This window comes from Nocardia aobensis NBRC 100429, assembly GCF_000308375.1.
Taxonomy (GTDB): domain Bacteria; phylum Actinomycetota; class Actinomycetes; order Mycobacteriales; family Mycobacteriaceae; genus Nocardia; species Nocardia aobensis.
In genome coordinates this window covers 17,544-41,886 of record NZ_BAFQ01000196.1, presented here as the reverse complement: position 1 = coordinate 41,886, position 24,343 = coordinate 17,544, and the positions used below count along the sequence as shown (strand labels likewise).

Genomic DNA, 24,343 nt, shown 5'->3' with positions numbered 1-24,343 from the left:
CCCCTCATCCTCGAGGATGACCGGACTCGCGACCTGTGAGCGATGGTCGCGTGCCGCGTTCTCGGGGAGACTGGTGCCCATGATCGAATGCAGAGGTCTTACCAAGCGCTTCGGTGCGACCGTTGCCGTCGAGAACCTGTCGTTCACGGTCACACCCGGCAAGGTGACCGGGTTCCTCGGCCCGAACGGCGCCGGTAAGTCGACCACCATGCGGATGATCCTCGGCCTGGATCAGCCCACGGCCGGGACGGCGGTCATCCAGGGCAAGCGCTACCGCGAGCTGGATCATCCGCTGCGCGCGGTCGGCGCCCTGCTGGACGCCAAGTGGGTCCATCCGAACCGGTCGGCTCGCTCGCATCTGCGCTGGATGGCCGCCGCCAACGACATTCCGGCCGGCCGGGTGGAAGAGGTGCTGCGGCTGGTGGGCTTGACCGAGGTCGCCGACAAGAAGGCCGGCGGATTCTCGCTCGGCATGTCGCAGCGGCTCGGCCTGGCCGGGGCGCTGCTCGGCGATCCGCCGGTGCTGCTGTTCGACGAACCGGTCAACGGACTGGACCCCGAGGGCATTCTGTGGATCCGGCGGTTCATGCAGCGGCTGGCCGCCGAGGGGCGCACCGTGCTGGTGTCGAGCCATCTGCTGTCGGAAATGGCGCAGACCGCCGACCATCTGGTCGTGATCGGGCGCGGCAGACTGATCGCCGACACCGACACCAAGGACTTCATCGCGAAGTCGTCGGAATCGACCGTGCGGGTGCGCAGTCCGCAATTGGACGAGCTGCGCAGCCTGCTCACCTCGAACGGGATGACCGTGCGCGAGGACGGCAGCGCGGCCGACCGGGAAGGCTCGGCCGACACCGCCCCCGCGCTGGTGGTGGTCGGGGAAACCAGCGACGCCATCGGCAAATTGGCGGGCGCGAACAGCATCACCCTGTATGAGCTTGCGCCGCAACAGGCTTCGCTCGAGGAGGCGTTCATGCGGATGACCGGAGGTGCGGTGCAGTACCACGGTGAGGGTGTCGAGCAGGCGATGGGAGGTGCGCTCTGATGGGTATCGTCGCTGCGGAGCGGATCAAACTCACCTCGACTCGGTCACCATGGTGGTGCTCGGCGATCGTCGTGGCGCTGGGCCTGGGTCTGGCCGCCCTGATCGCGGGCGTCTCGCGGGCCAGCATGGGCCATGAGAACGAATCGACGCTGACCACGGCCGGCGCCATGGTCGGTGTCTCCGGCTTCGGCGTCATGGTTCTGATGATCATGGCCGCCCTCACCGTGACCAGTGAATACCGCTTCGGCATCATCCGGACCACCTTCCAGGCGACCCCGAACCGGTCCCTGGTCCTCACCACCAAGGCCCTGCTGACCGGCGCCTACGCGGCGGTGCTGACCTTCGTGCTGGGTCTGCTGGCCTATCTCATCGCGAAACCGCTGGCCGGCGATGCGGGGCGGCAGATGAGCCTGAACTCCGACGCCGATTGGCGCGCGCTCTACGGACTGGCGATCTACGCCTTCCTGGCGGTGATCCTGTCGGTCGGCGTCGGCGCCCTGGTGCGGCAGTCGGCCGCGGCGATTTCGCTGATCGTGTTGTGGCCCTTGCTGATCGAGACGCTGCTCGGTAGTTTCGGCAGCTTCGGCCGCAGCGTGCAGCCGTTCCTGCCCTTCGCCAACATCAACCGGTTCCTCGGGGAGGGCACCTCCGCGGCGCACTGGCACTGGGGGCCGTGGGGAGGGCTGGTCTACTTCATCGTCTTCGTGGCGGTCGTCTTCGGTGCCGCGCTCATCGTGGTCGACCGCCGCGACGCCTGATCCACAACCTGATACCTGCCCGTTCCCGGGCGCTCACCCTCGCGAAGCCCGGGAGCGGGAGGGCGGTCCTGTCGGGGGACTGCTATCCCGGTCACAGCCGCCACTGCCCGGCGAATGTGACGATCACCGGCCTGATGTGCAGCCGTTTCGCGCTGTGCATCAGGCCGGTGTGCTGTGTGCAAAGCCTTCGTTAACAGCCCCGTTGGACCTTCCGTGTGGAAGAGCCGGTGGGTAACATCGGCCGGGCAACCAACACGTTATCCATCGGCGGACCCAGCGCTGTGCCCGCTCCGTCCGATAGAGAGGTGGCAGGTGGCGATCATTGGCTACGCTCGGGATGTGAGCGAAAGACCTTCCGGCGACGGCGAAAACGCGTCCCGCGCAGCCCGTCCCGGAGATGCGCGAAACCGCACGGGCGGTTCGGGGTCGCGTCGCAACGGCACCGCCGCTAGGCGGGGCAAAAGGGGGACCGGTTCCGGTGCGGACAACCGTCGAAACGGCGATACGACACGAGCCGATACGGTGCTGCCGGTCGACCGGCCCGAATCCGGCGTCGATCCCGGGCTCGATCCGGATGTCGAGATCGTGATTCCGCTCACGCCGGCCGACGAGGCCGAATCTCGCCTGCGCTCGTTCGGCCGGCGCCGATCCGATCAGCTGTCCTCGCTGATGGCCGCGGCCAATCAGCGCGCCGACGTCATCGGCGTGATTCGCAAGGCGCGCGAGAGCCTGCCCGGCGATCCCGCATTCGGCGACCCGCTGTCGCTGTCCGGGCCCGGCGGTGCGCGGGCGGTGGCCCGCGCGGCCGACAAGATCGTGGGCGACAATCCCAGCGCGGCCAAGGAGCTCGGTCTGGGCGCGCTGCAGGTCTGGCAGGCCATGCTGGAGCGCGTCGGCCGCGGGAAGGGTAGTGCGGAGATCACGGTGGTCTTCACCGACCTCGTGGCGTTCTCGCGATGGTCGCTGTCGGCCGGTGACGAGGCGACGCTGGAGTTGCTGCGGCGGGTGGCGCGAGCCATCGAACCGCCGATCGTCGATCGGGGCGGTCAGGTCGTCAAGCGCATGGGCGACGGGGTGATGGCGGTCTTCGCCTCCCCGGACAGTGCGGTGCGTGCGGTGCTGACCGCGAAGAAGAACTTGGACCGGGTCGAGGTGGCGGGATATCGGCCGCGTATGCGGGCGGGTCTGCACACCGGGACGCCGCGCGAGATCGGCGGCGACTGGCTGGGGGTGGACGTCACCATCGCCGCCCGGGTGATGGAGGCCGGCGGCAACGGCAACACGATGATCTCGGAGACCACTCTCGAAGCGCTGGAGCCGAGCACGCTGAAGGAACTCGAGGTCGCGGCCAAGCCCTATCGGCGCAGCATGTTCGCCGCACCGCTCAACGGCGTTCCGGAGGGGATGCGCATCTTCCGCCTCGCCGGAGACTAGGCGCCGGGCGGTCTACCACCAGGTGACCACGCCGACGACCGCGAGGACCGCGCAGACGCCCAGCATCACCGACAGCACCCGGGAGTTCTTCCACATGGTGAAGGCGCCGCCGACCAGGAATCCGGCCACGGCCAGCAGGAGTACGACGATCACGGAATTGGACACCCTGCCATCTTGCCCGGTGGCTCGAGAGCACCGGACACCGGCCGGTTCGGCCGGTTCGCGATAGCGGCCGGGTCGGCCGGCGCAGTTTCTACCTGCGCTTTCGGCAATTAACAAGCACGCAGGCTTGATTTTTTCTGTACCCGATGTGAACCTGGAACCCGACGCAGCACAGCCGCTGCGGCAGGCACGTCGCATGAGGAGGCGCCGCGCAGATGACGAGTCTCGGCGTCGATCCGGAGGTCCTCCGGATCGGCAACTGTTCCGGCTTCTACGGCGACCGGTTGAGCGCGATGCGCGAGATGCTCGAGGGCGGGCAACTCGACGTGCTCACCGGTGACTATCTCGCCGAACTGACCATGCTGATCCTCGGCCGCGACCGGATGAAGGATCCTTCCCTCGGCTATGCCAAGACCTTCGTCCGGCAACTCGAGGACTGCCTCGGCCTGGCGCTCGAGCGCGGCGTGCGCATCGTCGCGAACGCGGGCGGACTCAATCCGGCGGGATTGGCGCAGCGGATCGCCGAGGTGGCCGAAAAGCTCGGCCTCACACCGAAGATCGCCTACGTCGAAGGAGACGACCTGCTCCCGCGCGCCCAGGAACTGGGCTTGGGCGCACCGCTGACCGCCAACGCCTACCTGGGCGCGTGGGGTATCGCCGAGGCGCTGAACGCCGGAGCCGATATCGTCGTCACCGGCCGGGTCACCGACGCCTCCGTGGTCGTCGGACCGGCGGCAGCCCACTTCGGCTGGGCCCGAGACGATTTCGACGCCCTGGCGGGTGCGGTGGTAGCCGGGCACGTCATCGAATGCGGTACCCAGGCCACCGGCGGCAACTTCGCGTTCTTCACCGAGATCGAGAATCCGGACCGTCCCGGCTTCCCGATCGCCGAGGTCCGCCGCGACGGCAGCAGCGTCATCACCAAACACGCGAACACCGGTGGCGCGGTCACCGTCGATACCGTCGAAGCGCAGCTGATGTACGAGATCCAGAGCGCGCGCTACGCCGGACCCGATGTCACCGCACGCCTCGACAGCATCCGGCTCGCCGCCGACGGTGACGACCGGGTGCTGATCAGCGGCGTGACCGGTGAGGCGCCGCCGCCGCGGTTGAAGGTCTCGCTGAACACCCTGGGCGGCTTCCGCAACGAGATGACCTTCGTGTTGACCGGTCTCGACATCGAGGCCAAAGCCGCACTGGCACAGCGGCAATTGGAGAGCTGGCTGCCGGTGCGCCCGGCCGAACTGGACTGGTCGCTGTCGCGGCTGGACCGTCCCGACGCCGAGACCGAGGAACAGGCCAGCGCCCTGCTGCGCTGCGTGGTCCGCGACCCTGATCCCAATAAGGTGGGACGCGCATTCTCCAGTGTCGCAGTCGAATTGGCGCTGGCCAGCTATCCCGGCTTCACCATGACCACCCCGCCCGGAAACGGTGCGCCCTACGGCGTCTACACCGCGGGCTATGTCGACGCGACCGAGGTCGCGCACACCGCGGTACTGCCCGACGGAACGCGCGTGCCGATCGCCCCGCCCGCGCGGACCCGGGAGCTGGACGAGGTGGCCGAACCCGAGCTGCCGAAGCCGCTTCCGGCGAGTGAAACACGCCGTGTCCCACTCGGTTCCATCGCTCTGGCCCGCAGCGGCGACAAGGGTGGAAACGCCAATATCGGAGTGTGGGTGCGCACCGACGACCAGTGGCGGTGGCTGGTGCACACCCTCACCGTCGACACGCTGCGGGCGCTGCTGCCCGAGACCGCGAAGCTCACCGTCACCCGGCACGTGCTGCCGAACCTGCGGGCGGTCAACTTCATCGTCGAGGACCTGCTCGGCCTCGGCGTCGCCTACCAGGCCCGATTCGATCCGCAAGCCAAGGGACTCGGCGAATGGCTGCGGTCCCGCCACATCGACATACCCGTGGAGTTACTACCGTGAGCAGTGTCTGGGATACGCCCGAGCGGCGTGAATTACGCGCTACCGTCCGCGGTTTCGCCGAGCGCGAGGTGCTGCCCGGTCTGGACGAATGGGAGCGTGCCGGTGAGATTCCCCGTGAACTGCACAAGAAGGCCGGTGCGCTCGGACTGCTCGGCATCCAGTTCCCGGAGGCGGTCGGCGGTGCGGGCGGAGACGGGATCGACGCGGCCATCGTGGCCGAGGAGATGCACTACGCCGGCTGCTCGGGCGGACTGTTCGCCTCCCTGTTCACCTGCGGTATCGCGGTGCCGCACATGGCCGCGTCCGGCAACACGGAACTGATCGAACGCTGGGTGAAGCCCACTCTTGCGGGGGAGAAGATCGGCTCGCTGGCCATCACCGAACCCGGTGGCGGCTCCGACGTCGGCCATCTCACCACCAGCGCGGTGCGCGACGGCGACGACTACGTGGTCAACGGCGCGAAGACCTTCATCACCTCCGGGGTGCGCGCCGACTACGTGGTGACCGCCGTGCGCACGGGTGGCCCCGGCGCATCCGGGGTGTCGTTGCTGCTGGTCGAGAAGGATCGGCCGGGATTCACGGTCAGCCGCAAACTGGAGAAGATGGGCTGGCTGGCCTCCGACACCGCCGAACTGTCCTATGTCGACGTGCGGGTGCCGGTATCGAATCTGGTGGGCGCCGAAAACTCCGGATTCGCCCAGATCGCACAGGCTTTCGTCAGCGAGCGGGTGGGGCTGGCGGTGCAGGCCTACGGGCATGCGCAGCGCTGCCTCGATCTGACCCTGCGGTGGTGCCGCGACCGCGAGACCTTCGGCCGCCCGCTGATCAGCCGGCAGGCCGTGCAGAACACGCTGTCGGAGATGGCCCGGCGCATCGACGTCGCCCGCGTCTACACCCGGCACGTGGCCGAACGCGCGGCGGACGGGGAAACCGATCTGATCGCCGAGGTGTGCTTCGCCAAGAACACCGCCGTGGAGACCGCGGAATGGGTTGCCCACCAAGCGGTTCAGTTGTTCGGCGGCCTGGGTTACATGCGCGAATCCGAGGTGGAGCGCCACTACCGCGATGTGCGCATCCTCGGCATCGGCGGCGGCACCAACGAAATCCTGACCAGCCTCGCGGCCAAGCGATTGGGGTACCAATCTTGAGCACTCTCCGTACAGCCATCGACCCGAATTCGGCGGACTACCGCACCGCCGCCGACGCCATGACCGAGAAACTGGCCGAGGTCGAGGCCGAATACGCCAAGAACATCGCGGGCGGCGGCCCGGACAAGATGGCGCGCCACCGTAAGCGCGGCAAGCTCACCGCGCGCGAGCGCATCGAATTGCTCATCGACGAGGATTCGCCGTTCCTGGAGTTGGCGCCGCTGGCCGCCTGGGGCAGTGAATTCCACGTGGGCGCCTCGGTGATCGCGGGCATCGGCATCGTCGAGGGTGTCGAGTGCATGATCGTGGCCCCCGATCCGACCGTGCGCGGCGGCACGTCGAATCCGTGGACGCTGCGCAAGAACCTGCGCATGAACGACATCGCGCTGGAGAACCGGCTCCCGGTGATCGGCCTGGTGGAATCCGGCGGTGCCGATCTGCCGACGCAGAAGGAGGTGTTCGTCCCGGGTGGTCGCATGTTCCGCGACCTCACCCGGCTCTCCGCGGCCGGAATCCCCACCATCGCACTGGTTTTCGGCAACTCCACCGCCGGTGGCGCCTACATTCCCGGCATGTCCGACTACACCGTCATGATCAAGGAACGCTCCAAGGTATTCCTCGGTGGGCCGCCGCTGGTCAAGATGGCGACCGGTGAGGAGTCCGACGACGAATCGCTCGGCGGCGCCGAAATGCACGCCCGCACATCCGGTCTCGCGGACTATCTCGCCGCCGACGAACAGGACGCCATCCGGATCGGCCGGTCCATCGTGCGGCGGCTGAACTGGCGCAAGACCGGGCCCGCCCCGCGTCCGCGCGCCGAGGTGATCGAACCGCTCTACGATTCCGAGGAACTGCTCGGCATCGTGCCCACCGATCTGAAGATTCCGTTCGACCCGCGCGAGGTCGTCGCCCGGGTGGTGGACGGCTCCGATTTCGACGAGTTCAAACCGCTCTACGGTTCCAGCCTGGTGACCGGATGGGCGGAGCTGCACGGCTATCCGGTCGGCATCCTCGCCAACGCCCGCGGGGTGCTGTTCTCCGAGGAGGCGCAGAAGGCCGCGCAGTTCATCCAGCTGGCCAACCAGTCGAACACCCCACTGCTGTTCCTGCACAACACCACCGGCTACATGGTCGGTAAGGAGTACGAGCAGAAGGGCATCATCAAGCACGGCGCGATGATGATCAACGCCGTCTCCAATTCGAAGGTGCCGCACATCTCGCTGCTGATGGGCGCCTCCTACGGGGCCGGGCACTACGGCATGTGCGGGCGCGCCTATGATCCGCGCTTCGTCTTCGCCTGGCCCAGTGCGAAATCCGCGGTGATGGGCGGTGCGCAGCTGGCGGGCGTGATCTCGATCGTGGGCCGAGCCGCCGCCGAGGCGCGCGGCCAGGCGTTCGACGAGGAGGCCGACAAGGGCATGCGCGCGATGATCGAGGCCCAGATCGAGGCCGAATCGCTGCCCATGTTCATGTCGGGCCGGCTCTACGACGACGGTGTGATCGACCCCCGCGACACCCGCACGGTATTGGGAATGGCGTTGTCGGCCATCCACAATGCCCCGATCAAGGGCGCCGAGGGCTTCGGCGTCTTCCGGATGTGAGGTCTGAGATGACAGTAGGGCCGATCACGAACGTTCTGGTCGCCAACCGCGGAGAGATCGCGCGGCGCGTGTTCGCGACCTGCCGGCGCATGGGCATCGCTACGACCGCGGTGTATTCCGACGCGGATGCGCACGCACCGCATGTGGCCGAGGCCGATGCGGCGATCCGGCTGCCCGGCAACACTCCCGGCGAGACCTATCTGCGCGGCGATCTGATCATCGAGGCCGCCCGCGCCGCGGGCGCCGACGCGATTCATCCGGGGTACGGATTCCTGTCCGAGAACGCGGAATTCGCCCGCCAGGTGATCGATGCGGGCTTGGCGTGGGTGGGCCCGCCAGTCGCGGCCATCGAGCAGATGGGTTCGAAGGTCGAATCCAAGAAGATGATGGACGCCGCGGGCGTCCCGGTGCTGGCCGAACTCGATCCCGCCGAGGTCACCGAGGCTCTGCTGCCCGTGCTGATCAAGGCCTCCGCCGGTGGTGGCGGGCGCGGGATGCGGGTGGTGCGCTCGCTGGCGGAGCTGCCGGACCAGCTCGAGGCGGCCCGGCGCGAGGCGGAATCGGCCTTCGGCGATCCGACGGTGTTCTGTGAGCGCTACCTGGAAACCGGTCGCCACATCGAGGTCCAGGTGATGGCCGATACCCACGGCCGGGTGTGGGCGGTGGGCGAACGTGAATGTTCGATTCAGCGCCGGCATCAGAAGGTGGTCGAGGAAGCGCCGTCGCCGCTGGTCGAGCGGATCGCCCCCATGCGGGCGCGGTTGTTCGAGGCGGCCCGGCTCGCCGCCGAGGCGATCGGCTACGCGGGCGCGGGCACGGTCGAATTCCTCGCCGACGAACAGGGCGATTTCTTCTTCCTGGAGATGAACACCCGCCTGCAGGTGGAACATCCGGTCACCGAATGCACCACAGGTCTGGATCTGGTCCGGCTGCAACTGCAGGTGGCGCAGGGCTACCGGCTGCCGCAGGAGCCGCCGCCGATGCGCGGCCACTCCATCGAGGTGCGGTTGTACGCGGAGGATCCGGCACACGACTGGCAGCCGCAGAGCGGCGCGGTACATCGCATCGAATTCGCCCCGGGCACAGCCGAATTCACCGTACTGACCGAGCCCGGGTTACGGCTCGACTCCGGGGTGGTGGACGGTTCGGCGGTCGGGGTGTTCTACGACCCGATGCTGGCCAAGGTCATCTCCTACGCCGACACCCGCGCGGAAGCGGCGCATCTGCTGGCGACGGCGTTGCAGCGGGCCCGCATCCACGGCCTGGTCACCAACCGCGATCTGCTGGTGCGGGTGCTGCGGCATCCGGCCTTCCTCGCCGGTGACACCGACACCGCGTTCTTCGCCACCCACGGGCTGGAAAACCTCGCCGCGCCGCTGGTGTCACCCGACGACGAGGCGCTGTCCATCGTCGCCGCGGCACTGGCGGACGCGGCCGCCAATCGAGCGCGAGCGCGCGTCGGCGCGGCGCTGCCCAGCGGCTGGCGCAACCTGCCCTCACAGGCGCAGAGCAAGTCCTACGAGAGCCGGGTGTCGGGGACGCACGAGGTGCGTTACCGCCTCACCCGCTCCGGACTCGAGGTCGAGGGGCACGAGGGGCTCGAGCTGATCGAGGCCACACCGGATGTCGTGGTTCTCGGGGTGCCCGGCGAGCGTGGCTCGGTGCGGCGGCGGTTCGAGGTCGCGCGCTACGGCGATCTGGTGGCGGTCGATTCGCCGCTGGGCCCGGTCGCGGTGCGCAGGCTTCCGCGTTTCTCGGACCCGGCCGACCAGGTCGCGGAGGGGTCGTTGCTGGCGCCGATGCCGGGTTCGGTGATCCGGCTGGGCGCCGAGGTCGGCACCGCCGTCGAGAAGGGCCAGCCGATTCTCTGGCTCGAGGCCATGAAGATGGAGCACACCATCGCCGCCCCGGCGGCCGGAGTGCTGACCGAACTGAATGTGGTTGCGGGACAACAGGTCGACGTCGGCGCCGTGCTGGCGGTCGTCCATGCCGAAGCGACCACGACACCGGCCGAAGCCGCCGCCGAATAGCGGCCCACTACAGGAGAATGTCCATGAGTTTCATCGAAACCGACGAACAGAAGCAGCTGCGGGCGGCCGTCGCCAAGCTCGCCGCGAAGTACAACTACCGCGACTACGTGTCCGCGAAGGCGCGCCGCAACGAGCCGCTGGACGAATTGTGGGACGAGGCGGGCGAACTCGGCTTCCTCGGCGTGAATCTGCCGGAGGAGTACGGCGGCGGTGGCGCCGGAATCTACGAACTGGCGCTGGTGATGGAGGAACTGGCCGCCCAGGGTGCGGGCCTGCTGCTGATGGTGGTCTCGCCCGCGATCTGCGGCACCATCATCACCAAATACGGCACCGAGGAGCAGAAGCAGTACTGGCTGACCCGGCTGGCCGACGGCTCGTCGAAGATGGTGTTCGGCATCACCGAACCCGACGCCGGCTCCAACTCGCACAACATCACCACCACCGCGCGCCGCGACGGTGGCGACTGGATCCTCAACGGCCGCAAGATCTTCATCTCCGGTGTGGATCAGGCCGAGGCGGTCCTGATCGTCTCGCGCACCGAGGATTCCAAGACCGGCAAGTTGAAGCCGGCTCTGTTCATCGTCCCGACCGATACTCCCGGCTTCGAGAAGAACCGCCAGGAGATGGACATCATCGAGCCGGACAACCAGTTCACGCTGTTCCTCGACGATGTGCGCCTGCCCGGCAGCGCGCTGGTGGGCCAGGAGGACGCCGCGATCGCGCAGCTGTTCGCCGGCCTCAATCCCGAGCGCATCATGGGTGCGGCGATGGCGGTCGGTATGGGCCGCTACGCCATCGACCGGACGGTCGAATACGCCCGGGAACGGCAGGTCTGGAAGACGCCGATCGCGGCGCACCAGGGCATCTCGCATCCGCTGGCCCAGGTGAAGATCGAACTCGAACTGGCCAAGCTGATGATGCAGAAGGCCGCCGTCCTCTACGATTCCGGCGACGACTTCGGTGCCGCGGAGGCCGCCAATATGGCGAAATACGCTGCGGCGGAGGCGAGTATCAAGGCCCTGGATCAGTCCATCCAGACCCACGGTGGTTCGGGCCTGACCGCGGACATCGGCCTGGCGGGCATGCTCGGCGCGGCGCGGATCGCGCGAGTGGCTCCGGTGAGCCGGGAAATGATCCTGAACTTCGTCTCCCAGCACTCGCTGGGACTGCCGAAGTCGTACTGAGCGGCGACCGTCCGGGCCGCCCGTGCGCGGCCCGGCCGGACGACACCACCCGAACCGGACGAGGAGGAATGCACACGTGAGCGAAACCACCGAAACCACAGGCACCGAAACCACGGGCGCCGAATCTCCTTTCGTGCGGTACGACCTGCGCGACGGCTTCGCGGTCCTCACGCTGGATTCACCGCACAATCGGAATGCGTTGTCCTCGAAGCTGGTTCGCGAACTGCTCGACGGACTGCGCAAGGCCGGGGCCGACGAACGGGCCCGCGGGGTGATCCTCACCCACACCGGTAACACGTTCTGCGCCGGCGCGGACCTCAAGGAAGCGCTCGACGCCGATCCGGCCGCGGCCGCCGACATCCGCACCCGGTGGATGATCGACGTGCTGCGCGGCATCGTGGAACTGCACAAGCCGGTGCTCGCGCAGATCGACGGCAATGTGCGCGCGGGCGGAATGGGCATCGTCGGCGCCTGCGATATCGCGGTCGCCGGACCGTCGAGCAGTTTCGCGCTCACCGAGGCGCGGCTGGGCCTGGCGCCGTTCATGATCTCGCTCACGCTGCTGCCGCGGCTGACCTCCCGGGCCGCCGCCCGCTACTACCAGACCGGCGAGACCTTCGACGCGGCCGAGGCCGAGCGCATCGGGTTGATCACCGTCGCCGCCGACGATGCCGAAGCCGAGGTCGCCCGGCTGTGCGGCGAACTGCGCAAGGGCTCCCCGCAGGGGCTGGCCGAAAGTAAGCGGCTGGTGAATGCGTCCCTCGTTGCCGAATTCGATCGCACGGCCGATGAGCTGGCCAAACGCTCCGGCAGTTTCTTCGGCACGCCCGAGGTGATCGAGGGGATGACGGCCTTCTTCCAGCGCCGCCCACCCAGCTGGGCAGAATGAACCGATCATGACCGCATCGCACGAACCCAAGCAGGACCGCAGCCGGGCCACCCGTCAGCGATTGCTCGAGGCCACCATCGACTGTCTGGCCGATATGGGCTGGGCGGCGGCCACTGTCGCGGTGGTCGCCGAACGGGCCGGGGTCTCGCGCGGGGCGGCGCAGCATCATTTCCCCACCCGGGAGGATCTGATCACCGCCGCCCTCGAGTACATGTTCGACGCCCGGATGGCCCAGTCCAAGGCCGAGGCGGCGGCCGTGACCGGGGTGGCGCAGGGTGTCGGCCGCACCGAGGCGGTGGTGGCGCAGCTGGTCGAGTCCTATACGACTCCGCTGTTCAAGGCGGCGCTGCAGGTGTGGACCCACGCCGCGGCCGATCCGGTGTTGCGTGAACGCATCGTGCCGCTCGAGGCGCACTTCGGCCGGGTCTCCCATCGCCTGGCCGTCGAGGCCCTCGGCGTCGACGACTCCGACCCGGTCGCCCATCACCTGGTGCAGGCCACCCTCGACATGGCCCGCGGCCTGGGGCTGGCCGACGTCCTGACCGACGACTCGGTCCGCCGCAAGCAGATCGTGCACCAGTGGGCGGTGACCCTGCACATGGGACTGCACACGCCGCACTGACATCACGCCCGGTGGTGGGAACAGCGCTGATGAGAAGGGCGCTGGGCTGCGCTAGCGTGATCGGGCACATTCATCACATATCGAGCGAGGGGAATCGATCATGGATTCGGGTTCTGCGGCAGCTCTGGAAGGTATCCGGCAGGGATATCTCAACGGCGATCCGGTGGCGACCGCGCTGTTCATCCCACTGTTCTTCATCGCCGGAATCTTCGGCCTCATCCAGGGGCGGCCTTTCTGAGACCGCGAATGTGAGCACCCGATTTGGTGCCGTCGCCCGCGACCGATAAGCTGACCGGGCTCCGGTTGCCGGAGCGCAGTTCTCGGCCCCGTCGTCTAGCGGCCTAGGACGCCGCCCTCTCAAGGCGGTAGCGCGGGTTCAAATCCCGTCGGGGCTACAACCACGACGATGCCCGCCCTCTTCGAGGGCGGGCATCGTCGTTTCGGTCACCGTGTTTCCGCCGAGGCCGGTGCCGTCGCGATGTCCTCGACGCCGCTGTCGGCGACCGCGTTGCGAAAGACCCAGCGCAGTCCCACGAATCGGGTCAGCGTGGCCACCAGATTCGCGACCACCAGCACGAGCAGTTCCACGTGCACGGACGCGTCCGGCGCCCACCGGTGCAGCGCGAACAGCGAACCACTGGTCAGCAGCCAGGCGAAGGCGAAGATCAGCAAGCCCTGGAAGTGGTGGGAGACCGCGTTGCCCGAACCGCGCACGCCGAAGGTGAAGGCGCGGTTCGCCGCGGTGTTGGCGACCGCGGTGATCAGCAAGGCGGCGAAGTTCGCCGGTTGGGCGCCGACCACCGACGCCAGCATCACATACAGGAGCATGTAGGCCAGCGTGGAGAGCACGCCGATGATGCCGAAGCGCACCAGCTGCCCGACCATGCCCAGCGGCACCCCGTCCACCAGTGGTTCCCGCCCGATGGCGGCGCGCAGGTCGTTGATCGGCAGGGCGCCGGTGGCCAAGCCGCGGCCCACCCGCCACACGCCGAGCAGATCCTTGCGGGCGGTGTCGATGATGTCCACGCGGCTGTCCGGATCGTCGATCCAGTCCACCGGAACCTCGTGGATGCGCAGTCCGGCGCGTTCGGCGATCACCAGCAGTTCGGTGTCGAAGAACCATTCCCCGTCCTGGACCAGCGGCAGGATCCGGCGCGCCACATCGGTGCGCATCGCCTTGAATCCGCACTGGGCGTCGGAGAACCGGGCCTGCAGCGAGGCTCGCAGGATCAAGTTGTAGCAGCGGGAGATGATCTCGCGCTTCGGGCCGCGCACCACGCGCGAGGATTTCGCCAGCCGGGTGCCGATCGCGAGATCGGAATGTCCGGAGACCAGCGGGGCCACCAGCGGCAGCAGGGCGTTGAGGTCGGTGGACAGGTCGACGTCCATATACGCGACGACCTGTGCGTCGGAGGCCTCCCACACCGCACGCAGCGCGCGTCCGCGGCCCTTGCGGTCGAGGTGGACGACCTCGACCTCGGGCAGCTCCGCGGCGAGTTCGTGCGCCACGGCGAGGGTGGAGTCGGTGGATGCGTTGTCCGCCACCGTGATTCGGGTCGAGAACGGAAAACCGTCACGCAGGAATGCGTGCAGCCGGCGGACACATCCGGCCAGATCGCGCTCCTCGTTGTACACAGGGATCACGACCTCGAGCACCGCTGTGCGCGTCGAGTCGGGGGTGGTGGCCGCCTGGAACGCCATCGCTGTCTCGGTCATGATCCCAATTTCGGGTATCAGCCTTGGGCAGCGCTGCGCCCGACCTGTGAGCTTCCTGGGAGCGCCCGCGAGGTCAGGCCGGGTCGCCGAGCTCCAGGACGACCAGCGGAACCGGGCGCTGCGACCGAGCCTGGAAATCGGCGAGCAGCGGATTGTTCGCCAGCACCCACGCGGCGAATTCGTCGTATTCCGCGCCCTCGAGCGCGCGTCCCCGGGCGGCGTAGGTCTGCCCGCCCAGTTCGACCGTAACCTGCGGATTCGCCTTGATGTTGTGATACCAAGCCGGGTACTTGTCCTCGATGAACGAACTCAGATAAGGGATGTCGCCCCGGTACAGCACTCCCAGCGGCACCACGTGCTGCTTGCCGCTGCGAGCGCCCGTGGTGGTCAGCAACAGCAGCGTGGCGTCGGCATAAGAGCCGCCGACCTTGCCGCCGTTGGCCCGGAACTCGTCGATCACCGGACGGTTCCAGTCCTTGATATCGCCCTCGCTGAAGGCTTGATGCCAGGGTGCGTCCGGATCGTCGTAGGAGCTGATGTCGCGCTGGGTGACCGCCTCGGATTCGCTCATACCGGCAGTATGCCCGAGGGGTCCGACAGATCGGACCGTTGCGGAAAACCGTTGTGCCGATTCAGATTCCGTGCAGCCGCCACAGCGGCGACACGGGTCCGTGCCCGGCGCCGAGATCGTAGGACGCCTCCAGACAGCGCGTGGTCCATTCCTTGGCGAAGGCCACCGCCTCGGGCACCGGGTAGCCGTGTGCCAGGGCGCAGGCGGAGGCGGCGGCCAGGGTGTCGCCGCCACCGTGATCGTTGCCGGTCGTGATGCGGGGTGCGGTGAGTTCGTGGAAGCGGTCACCGTCGAACAGCAGATCGGTGCTGAATTCGGAGGAGCGCAGATGACCGCCCTTGACGACGGCCCAGCGCGGGCCGAGTGCGATCAGCGCCTCGGCGGCCTTGCGGGCGCTGCGGTCGTCGGTGACGGCGATGCCGGTGAGCAGCCGCACCTCGTCCAGATTCGGGGTCACCAGCGTGGCGCGCGGAATGAGAACCGAGCGCAGTGCGTCCAGGGCTTCCGCGTGCAGCAGCGGGTCGCCGTGCATCGACGCAGCCACCGGGTCGACCACCAACGGCACTGTGCCGTCGCGTCCGATACCGACCTCGTCGCAGACCTGGGCCACGGCCTCGATGATCGCGGTCGAGGCCAGCATGCCGGTCTTGGCCGCCGCGACCCCGATATCGCCGGTCACCACCCGCACCTGATCGGCGACGGTCTGCGGCGGAATCTCGTGGAAACCGCTGACCCCGACCGAGTTCTGCACGGTCACCGCGGCCACCGCCACGCAGGCATGCACGCCGAGCAGTGCCATGGTCCGCGAATCGGCCTGAATTCCGGCCCCACCCCCGGAGTCGGTTCCGGCGATCGTCAGCACCCGGACCGGCGTAGTACCCGGTTCCGGCAACGGCAGCAGTTTCACGAGACAGACCCTACGACGCGCCGGCCCGCGACCGCAGCGTGGTCATTCACGCGGACGTGCCGATCGCGCATTCCGCCGATGCGGGAGGCCGGGCGCGTACGGTCGAGCCAACAGGATCATTCGAATCCTGCCGAACAAAGGACCCTCATGTCCGATAAATCTCCGCGCAGCACCATGTCCAAGAAGTCCGGCAAGTCGCTGAAGGAGAAGCGAGCGGAGAAGAAGGCCAAGGACGTCACCCCATCGGGTGTCGAGACCACAGTCCAGGGGAAGAAGCAGCGATAGGGCGCCCCGGCTGAGCAGTCGGCACGACTGCTCAGCCGCCGGGGGATTCACCGGACCCGGGCGAAGAACGTCCGGATGTCGCCGACCAGGACCTCCGGCGCCTCATGCGCGGCGTAGTGTCCGGCCGCGTCGTTGGGTCCGCCGGTCACCGATCCCACGTCGTAGGAATTCCAGCTGACGATGTTCTCGTGGTCGCGCTCGGCGAACCGGCGGATCGACCGGAAATCCCCGGCGAACATGGCCAGCGCGGTCGGGGTGGTGGTCGGTCCGGACGGACGCTCGGTGGCGTGGGCGTTCTCGTAGTAGAAGCGGATCGAGGAGGCCGCGGTGCCGGTGAGCCAGTACAGCGCGATATTGCCGATCACGAATTCCGGATCGAGACTTTCGCCGAAAAGCTGTGCGTTCCAGCCCAGCAGACCGAGCGGAGAGTCGCTCAACGCGTAGGCCAGTGTCTGCGGCTGCTGGCTGCACAGAATGTTGAACGCCATCTTGTTGTCCTGGAACCACTGCAGGTGTGCGAGCGCGCCCAGATCCTCTTCGGAGAGCCCGTCGAATTCGGCCGGGTCGCCGGAGGGGAAGGAGAACAACTGCGTCACGTGGACGCCCACCACGCGATCGCCGGCCAGCCGGCCGATCTCCGGGGAGATCATCGACCCACCGTCGTTGCCGATCGCGCCGAAGCGCTCGTAACCGAGCCGATCCATCAGCTCCACCCAGGCGCGCGCGGTGCGCTGGGTGCCCCAGCCGGTGCTGCGGGTCGGGCCGGAGAAGCCGAAGCCCGGCAGCGACGGCAGGACCACGTGGAAGGCCGGATGGTCGGGGGATTCCGGTTCGGTCAGCGCCTCGATCACGTCCAGGTACTCCAGCACCGATCCGGGCCAGCCGTGGGTGAGGATGACCGGCAACGCATCCGGCCGCGACGAGCGGACGTGCAGGAAGTGAATATCCTCGCCGTCGATCTCCGTGCGGAACTGCGGATGCGCATTCAGTCGCGCTTCCGTTGCGCGCCAATCGAAGTCGTTCAACCAGTACTTCGCCAGCGCGCGCACCCGATCACCCGGCACACCGTAGGCGTCGCCGACGCCGGGCAGTTCGTCCGGCCACAGTGCCCGGCGCAGCCGATCGGCGAGGTCGTCGAGGCGGTCCTGCGGGATGTCGATGTGGAACGGGCGGATGGTCATGATCGTCTCCCTTTTGGAACGGAATGTTTCGTTCTGCTGGAACAGTATCAGAACGGATCATTCCGTTTCAAGTGTTAGGCTGAAACCATGCCGAAATCAGCCGACGCCCCAGCTCACCAGGCCCTTCCCGGTCGCAAGGCGCAGGCCGCGCGCAACGACGGGATCATCCTCGACGCCGCTCGCGCCGTCTTTCTCGCCGATGCGACCGCCCCGATCTCGGCCGTCGCCGAGCGGGCCGGAGTGGGGATCAGCGCGCTGTATCGCCGCTATCCGAGTAAGGAGGCACTGCTGCGCACCCTCTGCTACCAGGGTTTGTGCCGCTACAACGCCGAGGCCGAGGCCGCGCTGGAGTCGGCGGCCGACGTCGACGTGCTCGCCGAATTCCTGCGCCGGGTGGTCGACGCCGATGTGCATTCGCTGACCGTGCGACTGGCCGGCACGTTCACCCCGGACGAATCGTTCGGGCCTCAGGTGCAACGGTCCGCGGAGCTGAACGAGGAAATACTGCGCCGGGCACAGGTTTCCGGCGCTGTCCGCGACGGAGTGACGATCGCCGATCTCAGCCTGGTCCTGGAGGCTTGCGCCGCGATCCTCCTCCCCGATGCCACTCGAACCGCGCAGTTGCGCCACCGCATACTCGCTCTGCTGCTCGACGGACTGCGCACCCCCGGCGAACTTCCCGGCCCCGCACCACAACCCGACGATTTCGTCGCCCGCTGGCAGCCCCGGAAGTAGCAGCGGTACCACGGCGGGTGCCGAGGGGCCTGGGTAGCCGCCGGGGTCACCGGTCGGCCGAAGCGCGGCCGACCCAGGCGGTAAGTGCGGTGTTCAGTCCCTCGGTAGTGGAATCGCCTGCGGCCCAAGCGATATACCCGTCAGGTCGGATGAGCGTGTACACGGGCGCCGGAACCGGGCCGGATCCGGGGACGATCCATTCGGTGGCCGGATCGGACGCGCACACGATGTCCACCCGGTCCTTCCACTCGCTGATATCAGGAATCTCGGTCACGTTGCGCACCAACAGAATCGGACGTCCCGAACGCATCAGCTCGTGCACGCGGGTGGGCCCGTCGGCGGTCGCGATATCGGCATCCGGTACGCGCCGGCCGCACAGCGGGTGCTCGTTCCCGCAGTCGTAGCGGATGTCCAGGGCGGTGATCATGAGTCCGAGGCGGTGGCGCACCTCGTCGATGTCGAAAAGATCGGACATGCTGTCGCGCAACGCGTCCACATGCGCACCGGGCCGTGACAGCGCCGTCTGAGCGCGCGTGTTCCGCAGTACGCGCGCGGCGATCGGATGGCGTTCGGATTCGTAGGTGTCCAGCAGTGCGTCGGAGGCGTTGCCGCGCAGCACGGCCGCGATCTTCCAGCCCAGATTGACCGCATCCTGCAGCCCCAGATTCTGGCCCTGGCCACCGGCCGGGAAATGGATGTGCGCGGCGTCGCCCGCCAGGAACACCCGGCCGACCCGGTAGCGGTCGGCCTGCCGGGCGGCATCGCCGTAGTGGGTGACCCACCGCGGGCTGTGCATGCCGAAATCGGTGCCCGCGAGTTCGGTGAACGCGCTGCGGAATTCGTCGAAGGTCAGGGCGCTGCCGCGCTCGCGCACCCGGTCGTGGCACTGGGCGATCAACCGGTACCACCCGGGCTCGAACTGGATCACCGAATAGTCGCCGGTCGCACCGCGGGCGCCGAAGAACAGCTCGGCGGGGGGAGCGGTGAGTTCGACGTCGGCGATCATGCCCGTCACCGTCGCGTCCGTGCCGTCGAAGCCGATGCCCGCGAGCTTGCGCACCGAACTGCGCCCGCCGTCGCAGCCGACCAGGTAGGCCGCGCGGATCCGACGCGGACGGCTCCCGCCGACCTCGACCTCGACCCCGGAATCGTCCTGGCGGAATCCGGTGACGGGCGAATCCCATTGCACAGGCGCGCCGGCCGCCGTCGCGTGGCGGTCCAGTTCGCGCTCGATCACCGACTGCAACACCGCGAGGGTGTACGGGAAGCGGGTGTGGAAATCGCCGAAGTCGAGCGGGAGTCCGCCGAAGTGGCCCCGCGGCAGTGTGCGCCCCTGCCGCAGCAGGTCGTCGAGCAGACCGCGCTGGTCGAGGATCTCCATGGTGCGCGCGTGGATACCTCCGGCCCGCGATTCGCCGGTGCGTGCCGGCAGCGCGTCCAGTACCTCCACCGCGACCCCGGCCAGTTGCAATTCGTACGCCAGCATCAGCCCGGTAGGCCCGCCACCTGCGACGACTACATCCGTTGTGTGCACGCCCCGCTCCTTAACATCGTTAAACCCTTAACGCTGTTAAGGACACCAGAACATTGTTAAGCTGTCAAGCAATCGACTGGAGGTGCGATGAAACTCGACGCCAACGCCATCGGCGCGGCCGCGCTGGAGCTGCTGGACGAGACCGGGCTCGACGGGCTGACCATGCGCAAGGTGGCGTCCGCGCTCGATGTGCAGGCGCCGGCGCTCTACTGGCATGTCAAGAACAAGCAGGAACTGCTCGACGTGATGGCGCGCGCGGTCTTCGCCGCCGCGGTCGACCGCGTGGAGGGGCCGCGCCGGGGCGAGACCTGGCAGGACTGGATCGCCGAACTGGCCGGGCGCCTGCGCAGTTCGATGCTGCGGCACCGCGACGGCGGCAGACTGCTCGCCGGTACCTACGTCAGCGACGAATCCATGTGGCGCACCATGGAATTGACCCTACGCACGCTGGAGGACGCCGGGTTCTCCGCCGACGAGGCGGGGTGGGTCTTCCCGATCGTCCTGCACTACACGGTCGGATTCGTGATCGAGGAGCAGGCGCGCATCGGTGCGGATTACGGCGCCGACAACCCCTATTCGCATATCGACCGGGCGGTCGACCGCGATCGTTATCCGCGCACCGCGAATCTGGTCACGAAGCTGTCCGCCATGGATCCGAACGACGAATTCGACCACGGCGTCCGCGTGATCCTCACCGGCATCCGGACGCTCGCGAACATCGAGCGATGAGCTGACGTCCGCGGGCCGGCGGCACATCTGCGGCGCCGACGCGCACCCTGGCGGCGGGCAGGCGTCGGCGCACGCAGCGCAACGGCAGCGCCGTTACGGCACAACAGCTTTCGCTGTCACGACACGACGGGCAGATAGACCTTTCCGCCGGCCTCGGCGAATTCGGCCGACTTCTCGGCCATACCGGCCTCGATGGCCTCCACGTCGGTGAGCCCCTGCTTCTCCGCGTACTCGCGCACATCGGCGGAGATGCGCATCGAACAGAACTTCGGACCGCACATCGAGCAGAAGTGGGCCGTCTTGGCGGGTTCGGCGGGCAGCGTCTCGTCGTGGTACTCCCGCGCGGTGTCGGGATCCAGCGACAGCGCGAACTGGTCGTGCCAGCGGAATTCGAAGCGCGCCTTGGACAGTGCGTCGTCGCGTTCCTGTGCCCGCGGATGCCCCTTGGCGAGATCGGCCGAATGCGCGGCGATCTTGTAGGTGATGACGCCGGTCTTCACATCGTCGCGATTGGGCAGCCCCAGATGTTCCTTCGGGGTGACGTAGCAGAGCATCGCGGTGCCGGCCTGCGCGATGATCGCCGCGCCGATCGCCGAGGTGATGTGGTCGTAGGCCGGGGCGATATCGGTGGCGAGCGGGCCCAGCGTGTAGAACGGCGCCTCCTCGCACAGCTCCTCCTCGAGCCGCACGTTCTCCACGATCTTGTGCATCGGAACGTGGCCCGGGCCCTCGATCATCACCTGTACGCCATGCGATTTCGCGATCTTGGTCAGCTCGCCGAGCGTGCGCAGTTCGGCGAACTGCGCCTCGTCGTTGGCATCGGCGATGGAACCGGGCCGCAACCCGTCGCCGAGCGAGAAGGTGATGTCGTATTTCGCCAGGATCTCGCACAGTTCCGCGAAGTTGGTGTACAGGAAGGATTCCTGGTGGTGAGCCAGACACCATGCCGCCATGATCGAACCGCCGCGCGAGACGATGCCGGTGACGCGCTTGGCGGTCAGCGGAACGTACCGCAGCAGCACCCCCGCGTGCACGGTCATGTAGTCCACGCCCTGCTCGGCCTGCTCGATCACGGTGTCGCGATAGATCTCCCAGGTCAGCTGGGTCGGATCGCCGTTCACCTTCTCCAGTGCCTGGTAGATCGGCACGGTGCCGACCGGCACCGGCGAATTCCGCAGGATCCATTCGCGGGTCTCGTGGATGTTCTTACCGGTGGACAGGTCCATGATGGTGTCGGCGCCCCAGCGGGTGGCCCACACCATCTTCTCCACCTCTTCGGCGATCGAGGAGGTGACCGCGGAATTGCCGATATTGGCGTTGATCTTCACCGCGAACTTCTTGCCGATGATCATCGGCTCACATTCGGGGTGGTTGTGGTTGGCGGGGATCACGGCCCGGCCGGCGGCCACCTCGTCGCGAACCAATTCCGGCGAAACACCTTCGCGCGCAGCGATATACCGCATCTCGGCGGTGATCGCGCCGGCTCTGGCCCAGGCCAGCTGAGTACGCGGTCCCGGCACGTCCGGCTGGGTCCAGCCGGCGCGGAGCTTCGGCAGTCCGGCCTCCAGGTCGATCGTGGCCGAATCGTCGGTGTACGGGCCGGAGGTGTCGTAGACGTCGAAGTGTTCGCCGTTGGTCAGGTTGATCCGGCGGACCGGGATGCGCAAGGTCGTCCCGTCGGCTTCGATCTGCTCGTAGTGCTTTGCGCTGCCCGCGATGGGGCCCGTGGTGACATGGTTCGACGACATGTGAGCTCAATCCTCCCTACGCCGGCATTACCCGGTCAGGTTCGTACGGTCGACGGCCCTGAACCGCCCGAATGGGCTAGCCGTCCTCTCAGCCCGCTGGTGCGAGCCCCCGTTGGCACGATGTGGTACCCGGCCGAGGGTACCGCGCGCCCGTGGGGCGCGTCACTGCCCCTGCCATCGGAACCTGGATCGGACTCGGTGATTCGACCGGCCGCGTCACGCCGAATACAGTGCGTCGATCTCGTCGGCGAAGTCGCGCAGCACCACGTTGCGCTTGAGTTTGAGCGAGGGGGTGAGATAGCCGTTCGCCTCGGTGAATTCGGTGCGCAGCAGCCTGAACTTGCGGACCGCCTCGGCTCGGGATACGGCCGCGTTGCCGTCGTCGACGGCGGCCTGAATCGCGTCGAGCAGCTCCGGGTCGGAGCTGAGGTCGGCGAGGGTGGCCTCGGAGGATTTGCCGTGCAACTGCTTCCAGATCGGGAAGTGCTCGCTGTCGACGGTCACCAGACAGGTGACGAAAGGTTTGGCGTCGCCGACGACCACGACTTCCCCGATGATGGCGTGGGCTCGAATGCGGTCTTCGATCACCGCCGGGGCGACGTTCTTGCCCCCGGCGGTGACGATGAGTTCTTTCTTGCGGCCGGTGATGGTGAGGTAGCCCTCGTCGTCGAGCGAGCCGATGTCGCCGGTGGCGAACCAGTCGTCGCGGAACGTGTGTGCGGTGGCCACGGGGTTGTTCCAATAGCCGGGGAACATCTGGGGGCCCCGCAGCAGGATTTCGCCGTCGTCGTCGATGCGGACCGTGGTGCCCGGCACCGGCTGGCCGACGGTTCCGATCTTCGGCCGGTCGTCGGGATTGAAGGTGGCGATTCCGGAGGTTTCGGTCAGTCCGTAACCCTCCAGCACCGTGAAACCGACGCCGCGGAAGAAGTGCCCCAGCCGTTCGCCGAGTGGAGCACCACCGGAGAGGGCGTGCGTGGCCCGGCCACCGAGCGCGGCTCGCAGCTTGCGGTACACCAGACGGTCGAACAGCTGATGGCGCAAGCGCAGCCCCAGCGGGATGTGGTCGTTGTCCAGGGCTCGGCTGTAGGCGATCGCCGTATCGGCCGCGATGTCGAAGATCCGGCCCCGGTGCGTCAACTGCGCCTGCGTGCGGGCCGCGTTGAAGACCTTCTCGAAAACCCTCGGTACGCCGAGGATCAACGTCGGCCGGAAGGTTCCCAGCTCTTCGGTGATGTTCTTGACATCGCCGACATGACCGATCTTGATCGGTACGAGCGCGGCGGCCACCTCGACGATCCGCCCGAAGACATGGGCCAGCGGCAGAAACAGCAGGACCGACGACTCTCCCGTGCGGAACAGCTGCGGCAGGCGTGCGGTCGCGTTGCTCAGTTCGCCGAGGAAGTTGCCGTGGGTGATCCGGCATCCTTTGGGCCGGCCGGTGGTGCCGGACGTGTAGACGACGGTCGCGAGAGAGTCCGTTGCGATCGCGGACCGCCGTTCGTCCAGTGCCGCGTCGGTGACCTCGGCGCCGGTGCGCACGAGGGTGGCGACCGCGTCCGCCTCGATCTCCCAGATGTGCGCGAGATCGGGCACCTGTTCTTGCACCTTGCCCACGACGGCCGTGTGCGCGGCGGTTTCCGTGATCACCGCGACGGCTCCGGAATCGGAGAGTATCCATTGCACCTGTTCTGCGGAGGACGTCTCGTACACCGGAACGGTGACGGCCGCGGCACACCAGATGGCGAAATCGAGCAGTGTCCACTCGTACCGGGTGCGGGACATGATCGCCACCCGGTCGCCCGGTTCGATACCGGTGGCGATCATGCCTTTGGCCGCCGCTCGCACCTCGGCGAGGAATTCGACCGCGGTCAGATCCTCCCATCGGGAGTCGCGTTTTCGAGCGATGACCGCAACGTCGGGATACTGTTCGGCGTTGCGGTGAACGAGATCGCCGAGTGTGGTGCCGGGGGGAACTTCGTGCAGGGCCGGCAGGCTGTATTCGCGCATAGCTGCTCCTCACAAGCCACGCTGCCGATGATGTGCACCGCACTGGACGGGATGGGAAAGCCGCGTTCCGCGTGCTGTGACGTCTATCACATTGTAGTCTCGTCGGGACGGTGCACTCCGCCG

Annotated in this window: 22 protein-coding genes and 1 tRNA gene; 15 read left to right on the top strand and 8 right to left on the bottom strand. The window is 67.7% G+C overall.

Annotated features, from left to right (window positions below):
• The first annotated feature begins 79 nt into the window (after positions 1–79).
• From RJ03_RS25315 to RJ03_RS25305, 3 genes are all read left to right on the top strand, one after another.
• Positions 80–1,045, top strand: a complete 966-nt coding sequence (locus RJ03_RS25315; RefSeq protein WP_036506373.1) for an ABC transporter ATP-binding protein — start codon at positions 80–82, stop codon at positions 1,043–1,045.
• Positions 1,045–1,803 (top strand): ABC transporter permease, encoded by a 759-nt coding sequence (locus RJ03_RS25310; RefSeq protein ID WP_036506370.1) that lies wholly within the window; start codon positions 1,045–1,047, stop codon positions 1,801–1,803. The genes RJ03_RS25315 and RJ03_RS25310 overlap by 1 nt, the downstream gene beginning before the upstream one ends.
• Positions 1,804–2,325: 522 nt before the next feature.
• The gene (locus RJ03_RS25305) at positions 2,326–3,237 is read left to right on the top strand and encodes an adenylate/guanylate cyclase domain-containing protein (RefSeq protein WP_371507527.1); all 912 of its coding nucleotides are present in this window, start codon (positions 2,326–2,328) and stop codon (positions 3,235–3,237) included.
• 12 nt (positions 3,238–3,249) lie between these two features.
• Here the strand turns inward: RJ03_RS25305 and RJ03_RS37840 are convergent, their stop codons facing one another.
• Positions 3,250–3,402 (bottom strand): CG2302 family histidine operon protein, encoded by a 153-nt coding sequence (locus tag RJ03_RS37840; RefSeq protein ID WP_167332006.1) that lies wholly within the window; start codon positions 3,400–3,402, stop codon positions 3,250–3,252.
• Positions 3,403–3,614: 212 nt separating this feature from the next.
• Between RJ03_RS37840 and RJ03_RS25300 the strand changes: the two genes are divergently transcribed.
• The 9 genes from RJ03_RS25300 to RJ03_RS25265 all read left to right on the top strand — a co-directional run bounded on the left by RJ03_RS25300 (position 3,615) and on the right by RJ03_RS25265 (position 13,199).
• The gene (locus tag RJ03_RS25300; protein ID WP_036506367.1) at positions 3,615–5,330 is read left to right on the top strand and encodes an acyclic terpene utilization AtuA family protein; all 1,716 of its coding nucleotides are present in this window, start codon (positions 3,615–3,617) and stop codon (positions 5,328–5,330) included.
• The gene (locus RJ03_RS25295; protein ID WP_036506364.1) at positions 5,327–6,478 is read left to right on the top strand and encodes an acyl-CoA dehydrogenase family protein; all 1,152 of its coding nucleotides are present in this window, start codon (positions 5,327–5,329) and stop codon (positions 6,476–6,478) included. Before RJ03_RS25300 ends, RJ03_RS25295 begins: the two co-directional genes overlap by 4 nt.
• Positions 6,475–8,079, top strand: a complete 1,605-nt coding sequence (locus tag RJ03_RS25290; RefSeq protein ID WP_036506361.1) for an acyl-CoA carboxylase subunit beta — start codon at positions 6,475–6,477, stop codon at positions 8,077–8,079. Before RJ03_RS25295 ends, RJ03_RS25290 begins: the two co-directional genes overlap by 4 nt.
• Before the next feature lie 8 nt (positions 8,080–8,087).
• Positions 8,088–10,109: an acetyl/propionyl/methylcrotonyl-CoA carboxylase subunit alpha gene (locus RJ03_RS25285; protein ID WP_036506358.1), complete on the top strand. Its 2,022-nt coding sequence runs from the start codon at positions 8,088–8,090 to the stop codon at positions 10,107–10,109.
• A 23-nt stretch (positions 10,110–10,132) separates the two neighbouring features.
• Positions 10,133–11,293 (top strand): acyl-CoA dehydrogenase family protein, encoded by a 1,161-nt coding sequence (locus tag RJ03_RS25280; protein WP_036506404.1) that lies wholly within the window; start codon positions 10,133–10,135, stop codon positions 11,291–11,293.
• 76 nt (positions 11,294–11,369) lie between these two features.
• A complete protein-coding gene (locus RJ03_RS25275) occupies positions 11,370–12,182 on the top strand; it encodes an enoyl-CoA hydratase family protein (RefSeq protein ID WP_051025229.1) in 813 nt (270 codons plus the stop codon).
• Positions 12,183–12,189: 7 nt separating this feature from the next.
• Positions 12,190–12,804: a TetR/AcrR family transcriptional regulator gene (locus RJ03_RS25270; RefSeq protein WP_036506355.1), complete on the top strand. Its 615-nt coding sequence runs from the start codon at positions 12,190–12,192 to the stop codon at positions 12,802–12,804.
• A gap of 100 nt (positions 12,805–12,904) precedes the next feature.
• Positions 12,905–13,042: a hypothetical protein gene (locus RJ03_RS37835; protein WP_157104452.1), complete on the top strand. Its 138-nt coding sequence runs from the start codon at positions 12,905–12,907 to the stop codon at positions 13,040–13,042.
• An 84-nt stretch (positions 13,043–13,126) separates the two neighbouring features.
• Positions 13,127–13,199 (top strand) — tRNA-Glu (locus RJ03_RS25265).
• A gap of 49 nt (positions 13,200–13,248) precedes the next feature.
• On the opposite strand, the gene RJ03_RS25260 is transcribed toward RJ03_RS25265, so the two are convergent.
• The 3 genes from RJ03_RS25260 to thiD form a co-directional block, all read right to left on the bottom strand.
• Positions 13,249–14,505, bottom strand: coding sequence for a bifunctional glycosyltransferase family 2/GtrA family protein (locus tag RJ03_RS25260; RefSeq protein ID WP_232329603.1), 1,257 nt, complete (start codon positions 14,503–14,505; stop codon positions 13,249–13,251).
• Positions 14,506–14,593: 88 nt separating this feature from the next.
• A complete protein-coding gene (locus tag RJ03_RS25255; protein ID WP_036506352.1) occupies positions 14,594–15,091 on the bottom strand; it encodes a nitroreductase/quinone reductase family protein in 498 nt (165 codons plus the stop codon).
• Between the two features lie 61 nt (positions 15,092–15,152).
• Positions 15,153–15,998 carry a bifunctional hydroxymethylpyrimidine kinase/phosphomethylpyrimidine kinase gene (gene thiD / locus RJ03_RS25250; RefSeq protein WP_036506350.1) on the bottom strand — a complete coding sequence of 282 codons (846 nt, stop codon included), beginning with the start codon at positions 15,996–15,998 and terminating at the stop codon, positions 15,153–15,155.
• A gap of 147 nt (positions 15,999–16,145) precedes the next feature.
• Here thiD and RJ03_RS37830 point away from each other — a divergent pair, with 147 nt between their 5' ends.
• Positions 16,146–16,283, top strand: a complete 138-nt coding sequence (locus RJ03_RS37830; protein ID WP_086007310.1) for a hypothetical protein — start codon at positions 16,146–16,148, stop codon at positions 16,281–16,283.
• A gap of 47 nt (positions 16,284–16,330) precedes the next feature.
• Here the strand turns inward: RJ03_RS37830 and RJ03_RS25245 are convergent, their stop codons facing one another.
• Positions 16,331–17,464: an epoxide hydrolase family protein gene (locus tag RJ03_RS25245; RefSeq protein ID WP_036506347.1), complete on the bottom strand. Its 1,134-nt coding sequence runs from the start codon at positions 17,462–17,464 to the stop codon at positions 16,331–16,333.
• A gap of 87 nt (positions 17,465–17,551) precedes the next feature.
• On the opposite strand from RJ03_RS25245, the gene RJ03_RS25240 reads away from it, so the two are divergent.
• Positions 17,552–18,199, top strand: coding sequence for a TetR/AcrR family transcriptional regulator (locus RJ03_RS25240; protein WP_036506345.1), 648 nt, complete (start codon positions 17,552–17,554; stop codon positions 18,197–18,199).
• A gap of 46 nt (positions 18,200–18,245) precedes the next feature.
• Here the strand turns inward: RJ03_RS25240 and RJ03_RS25235 are convergent, their stop codons facing one another.
• On the bottom strand, positions 18,246–19,733 hold the full coding sequence (locus tag RJ03_RS25235; RefSeq protein ID WP_036506341.1) for an FAD-dependent monooxygenase: 1,488 nt from the start codon (positions 19,731–19,733) through the stop codon (positions 18,246–18,248).
• Positions 19,734–19,820: 87 nt separating this feature from the next.
• On the opposite strand from RJ03_RS25235, the gene RJ03_RS25230 reads away from it, so the two are divergent.
• Complete coding sequence (locus RJ03_RS25230) at positions 19,821–20,462, top strand: TetR/AcrR family transcriptional regulator C-terminal domain-containing protein (protein WP_036506338.1); 642 nt, start codon at positions 19,821–19,823, stop codon at positions 20,460–20,462.
• Positions 20,463–20,578: 116 nt separating this feature from the next.
• Here the strand turns inward: RJ03_RS25230 and thiC are convergent, their stop codons facing one another.
• Both thiC and RJ03_RS25220 read right to left on the bottom strand, forming a co-directional pair.
• Positions 20,579–22,210, bottom strand: coding sequence for a phosphomethylpyrimidine synthase ThiC (gene thiC / locus RJ03_RS25225; RefSeq protein WP_036506335.1), 1,632 nt, complete (start codon positions 22,208–22,210; stop codon positions 20,579–20,581).
• Between the two features lie 216 nt (positions 22,211–22,426).
• On the bottom strand, positions 22,427–24,220 hold the full coding sequence (locus tag RJ03_RS25220) for an AMP-dependent synthetase/ligase (protein ID WP_036506332.1): 1,794 nt from the start codon (positions 24,218–24,220) through the stop codon (positions 22,427–22,429).
• Positions 24,221–24,343: the final 123 nt, after the last annotated feature.

Bases quoted from the DNA above. Each gene is read 5' to 3' on its own strand.
- RJ03_RS25315 (WP_036506373.1), top strand. From the start codon at position 80: ATGATCGAATGCAGAGGTCTTACCAAGCGCTTCGGTGCGACCGTTGCC.
- RJ03_RS25310 (WP_036506370.1), top strand. From the start codon at position 1,045: ATGGGTATCGTCGCTGCGGAGCGGATCAAACTCACCTCGACTCGGTCA.
- RJ03_RS25300 (WP_036506367.1), top strand. From the start codon at position 3,615: ATGACGAGTCTCGGCGTCGATCCGGAGGTCCTCCGGATCGGCAACTGT.
- RJ03_RS25285 (WP_036506358.1), top strand. From the start codon at position 8,088: ATGACAGTAGGGCCGATCACGAACGTTCTGGTCGCCAACCGCGGAGAG.
- RJ03_RS25280 (WP_036506404.1), top strand. From the start codon at position 10,133: ATGAGTTTCATCGAAACCGACGAACAGAAGCAGCTGCGGGCGGCCGTC.
- RJ03_RS25270 (WP_036506355.1), top strand. From the start codon at position 12,190: ATGACCGCATCGCACGAACCCAAGCAGGACCGCAGCCGGGCCACCCGT.
- RJ03_RS37835 (WP_157104452.1), top strand. From the start codon at position 12,905: ATGGATTCGGGTTCTGCGGCAGCTCTGGAAGGTATCCGGCAGGGATAT.
- RJ03_RS25260 (WP_232329603.1), bottom strand. From the start codon at position 14,505: ATGGCGTTCCAGGCGGCCACCACCCCCGACTCGACGCGCACAGCGGTG.
- RJ03_RS25255 (WP_036506352.1), bottom strand. From the start codon at position 15,091: ATGAGCGAATCCGAGGCGGTCACCCAGCGCGACATCAGCTCCTACGAC.
- RJ03_RS37830 (WP_086007310.1), top strand. From the start codon at position 16,146: ATGTCCGATAAATCTCCGCGCAGCACCATGTCCAAGAAGTCCGGCAAG.
- RJ03_RS25245 (WP_036506347.1), bottom strand. From the start codon at position 17,464: ATGACCATCCGCCCGTTCCACATCGACATCCCGCAGGACCGCCTCGAC.
- RJ03_RS25240 (WP_036506345.1), top strand. From the start codon at position 17,552: ATGCCGAAATCAGCCGACGCCCCAGCTCACCAGGCCCTTCCCGGTCGC.
- RJ03_RS25230 (WP_036506338.1), top strand. From the start codon at position 19,821: ATGAAACTCGACGCCAACGCCATCGGCGCGGCCGCGCTGGAGCTGCTG.
- thiC (WP_036506335.1), bottom strand. From the start codon at position 22,210: ATGTCGTCGAACCATGTCACCACGGGCCCCATCGCGGGCAGCGCAAAG.
- RJ03_RS25220 (WP_036506332.1), bottom strand. From the start codon at position 24,220: ATGCGCGAATACAGCCTGCCGGCCCTGCACGAAGTTCCCCCCGGCACC.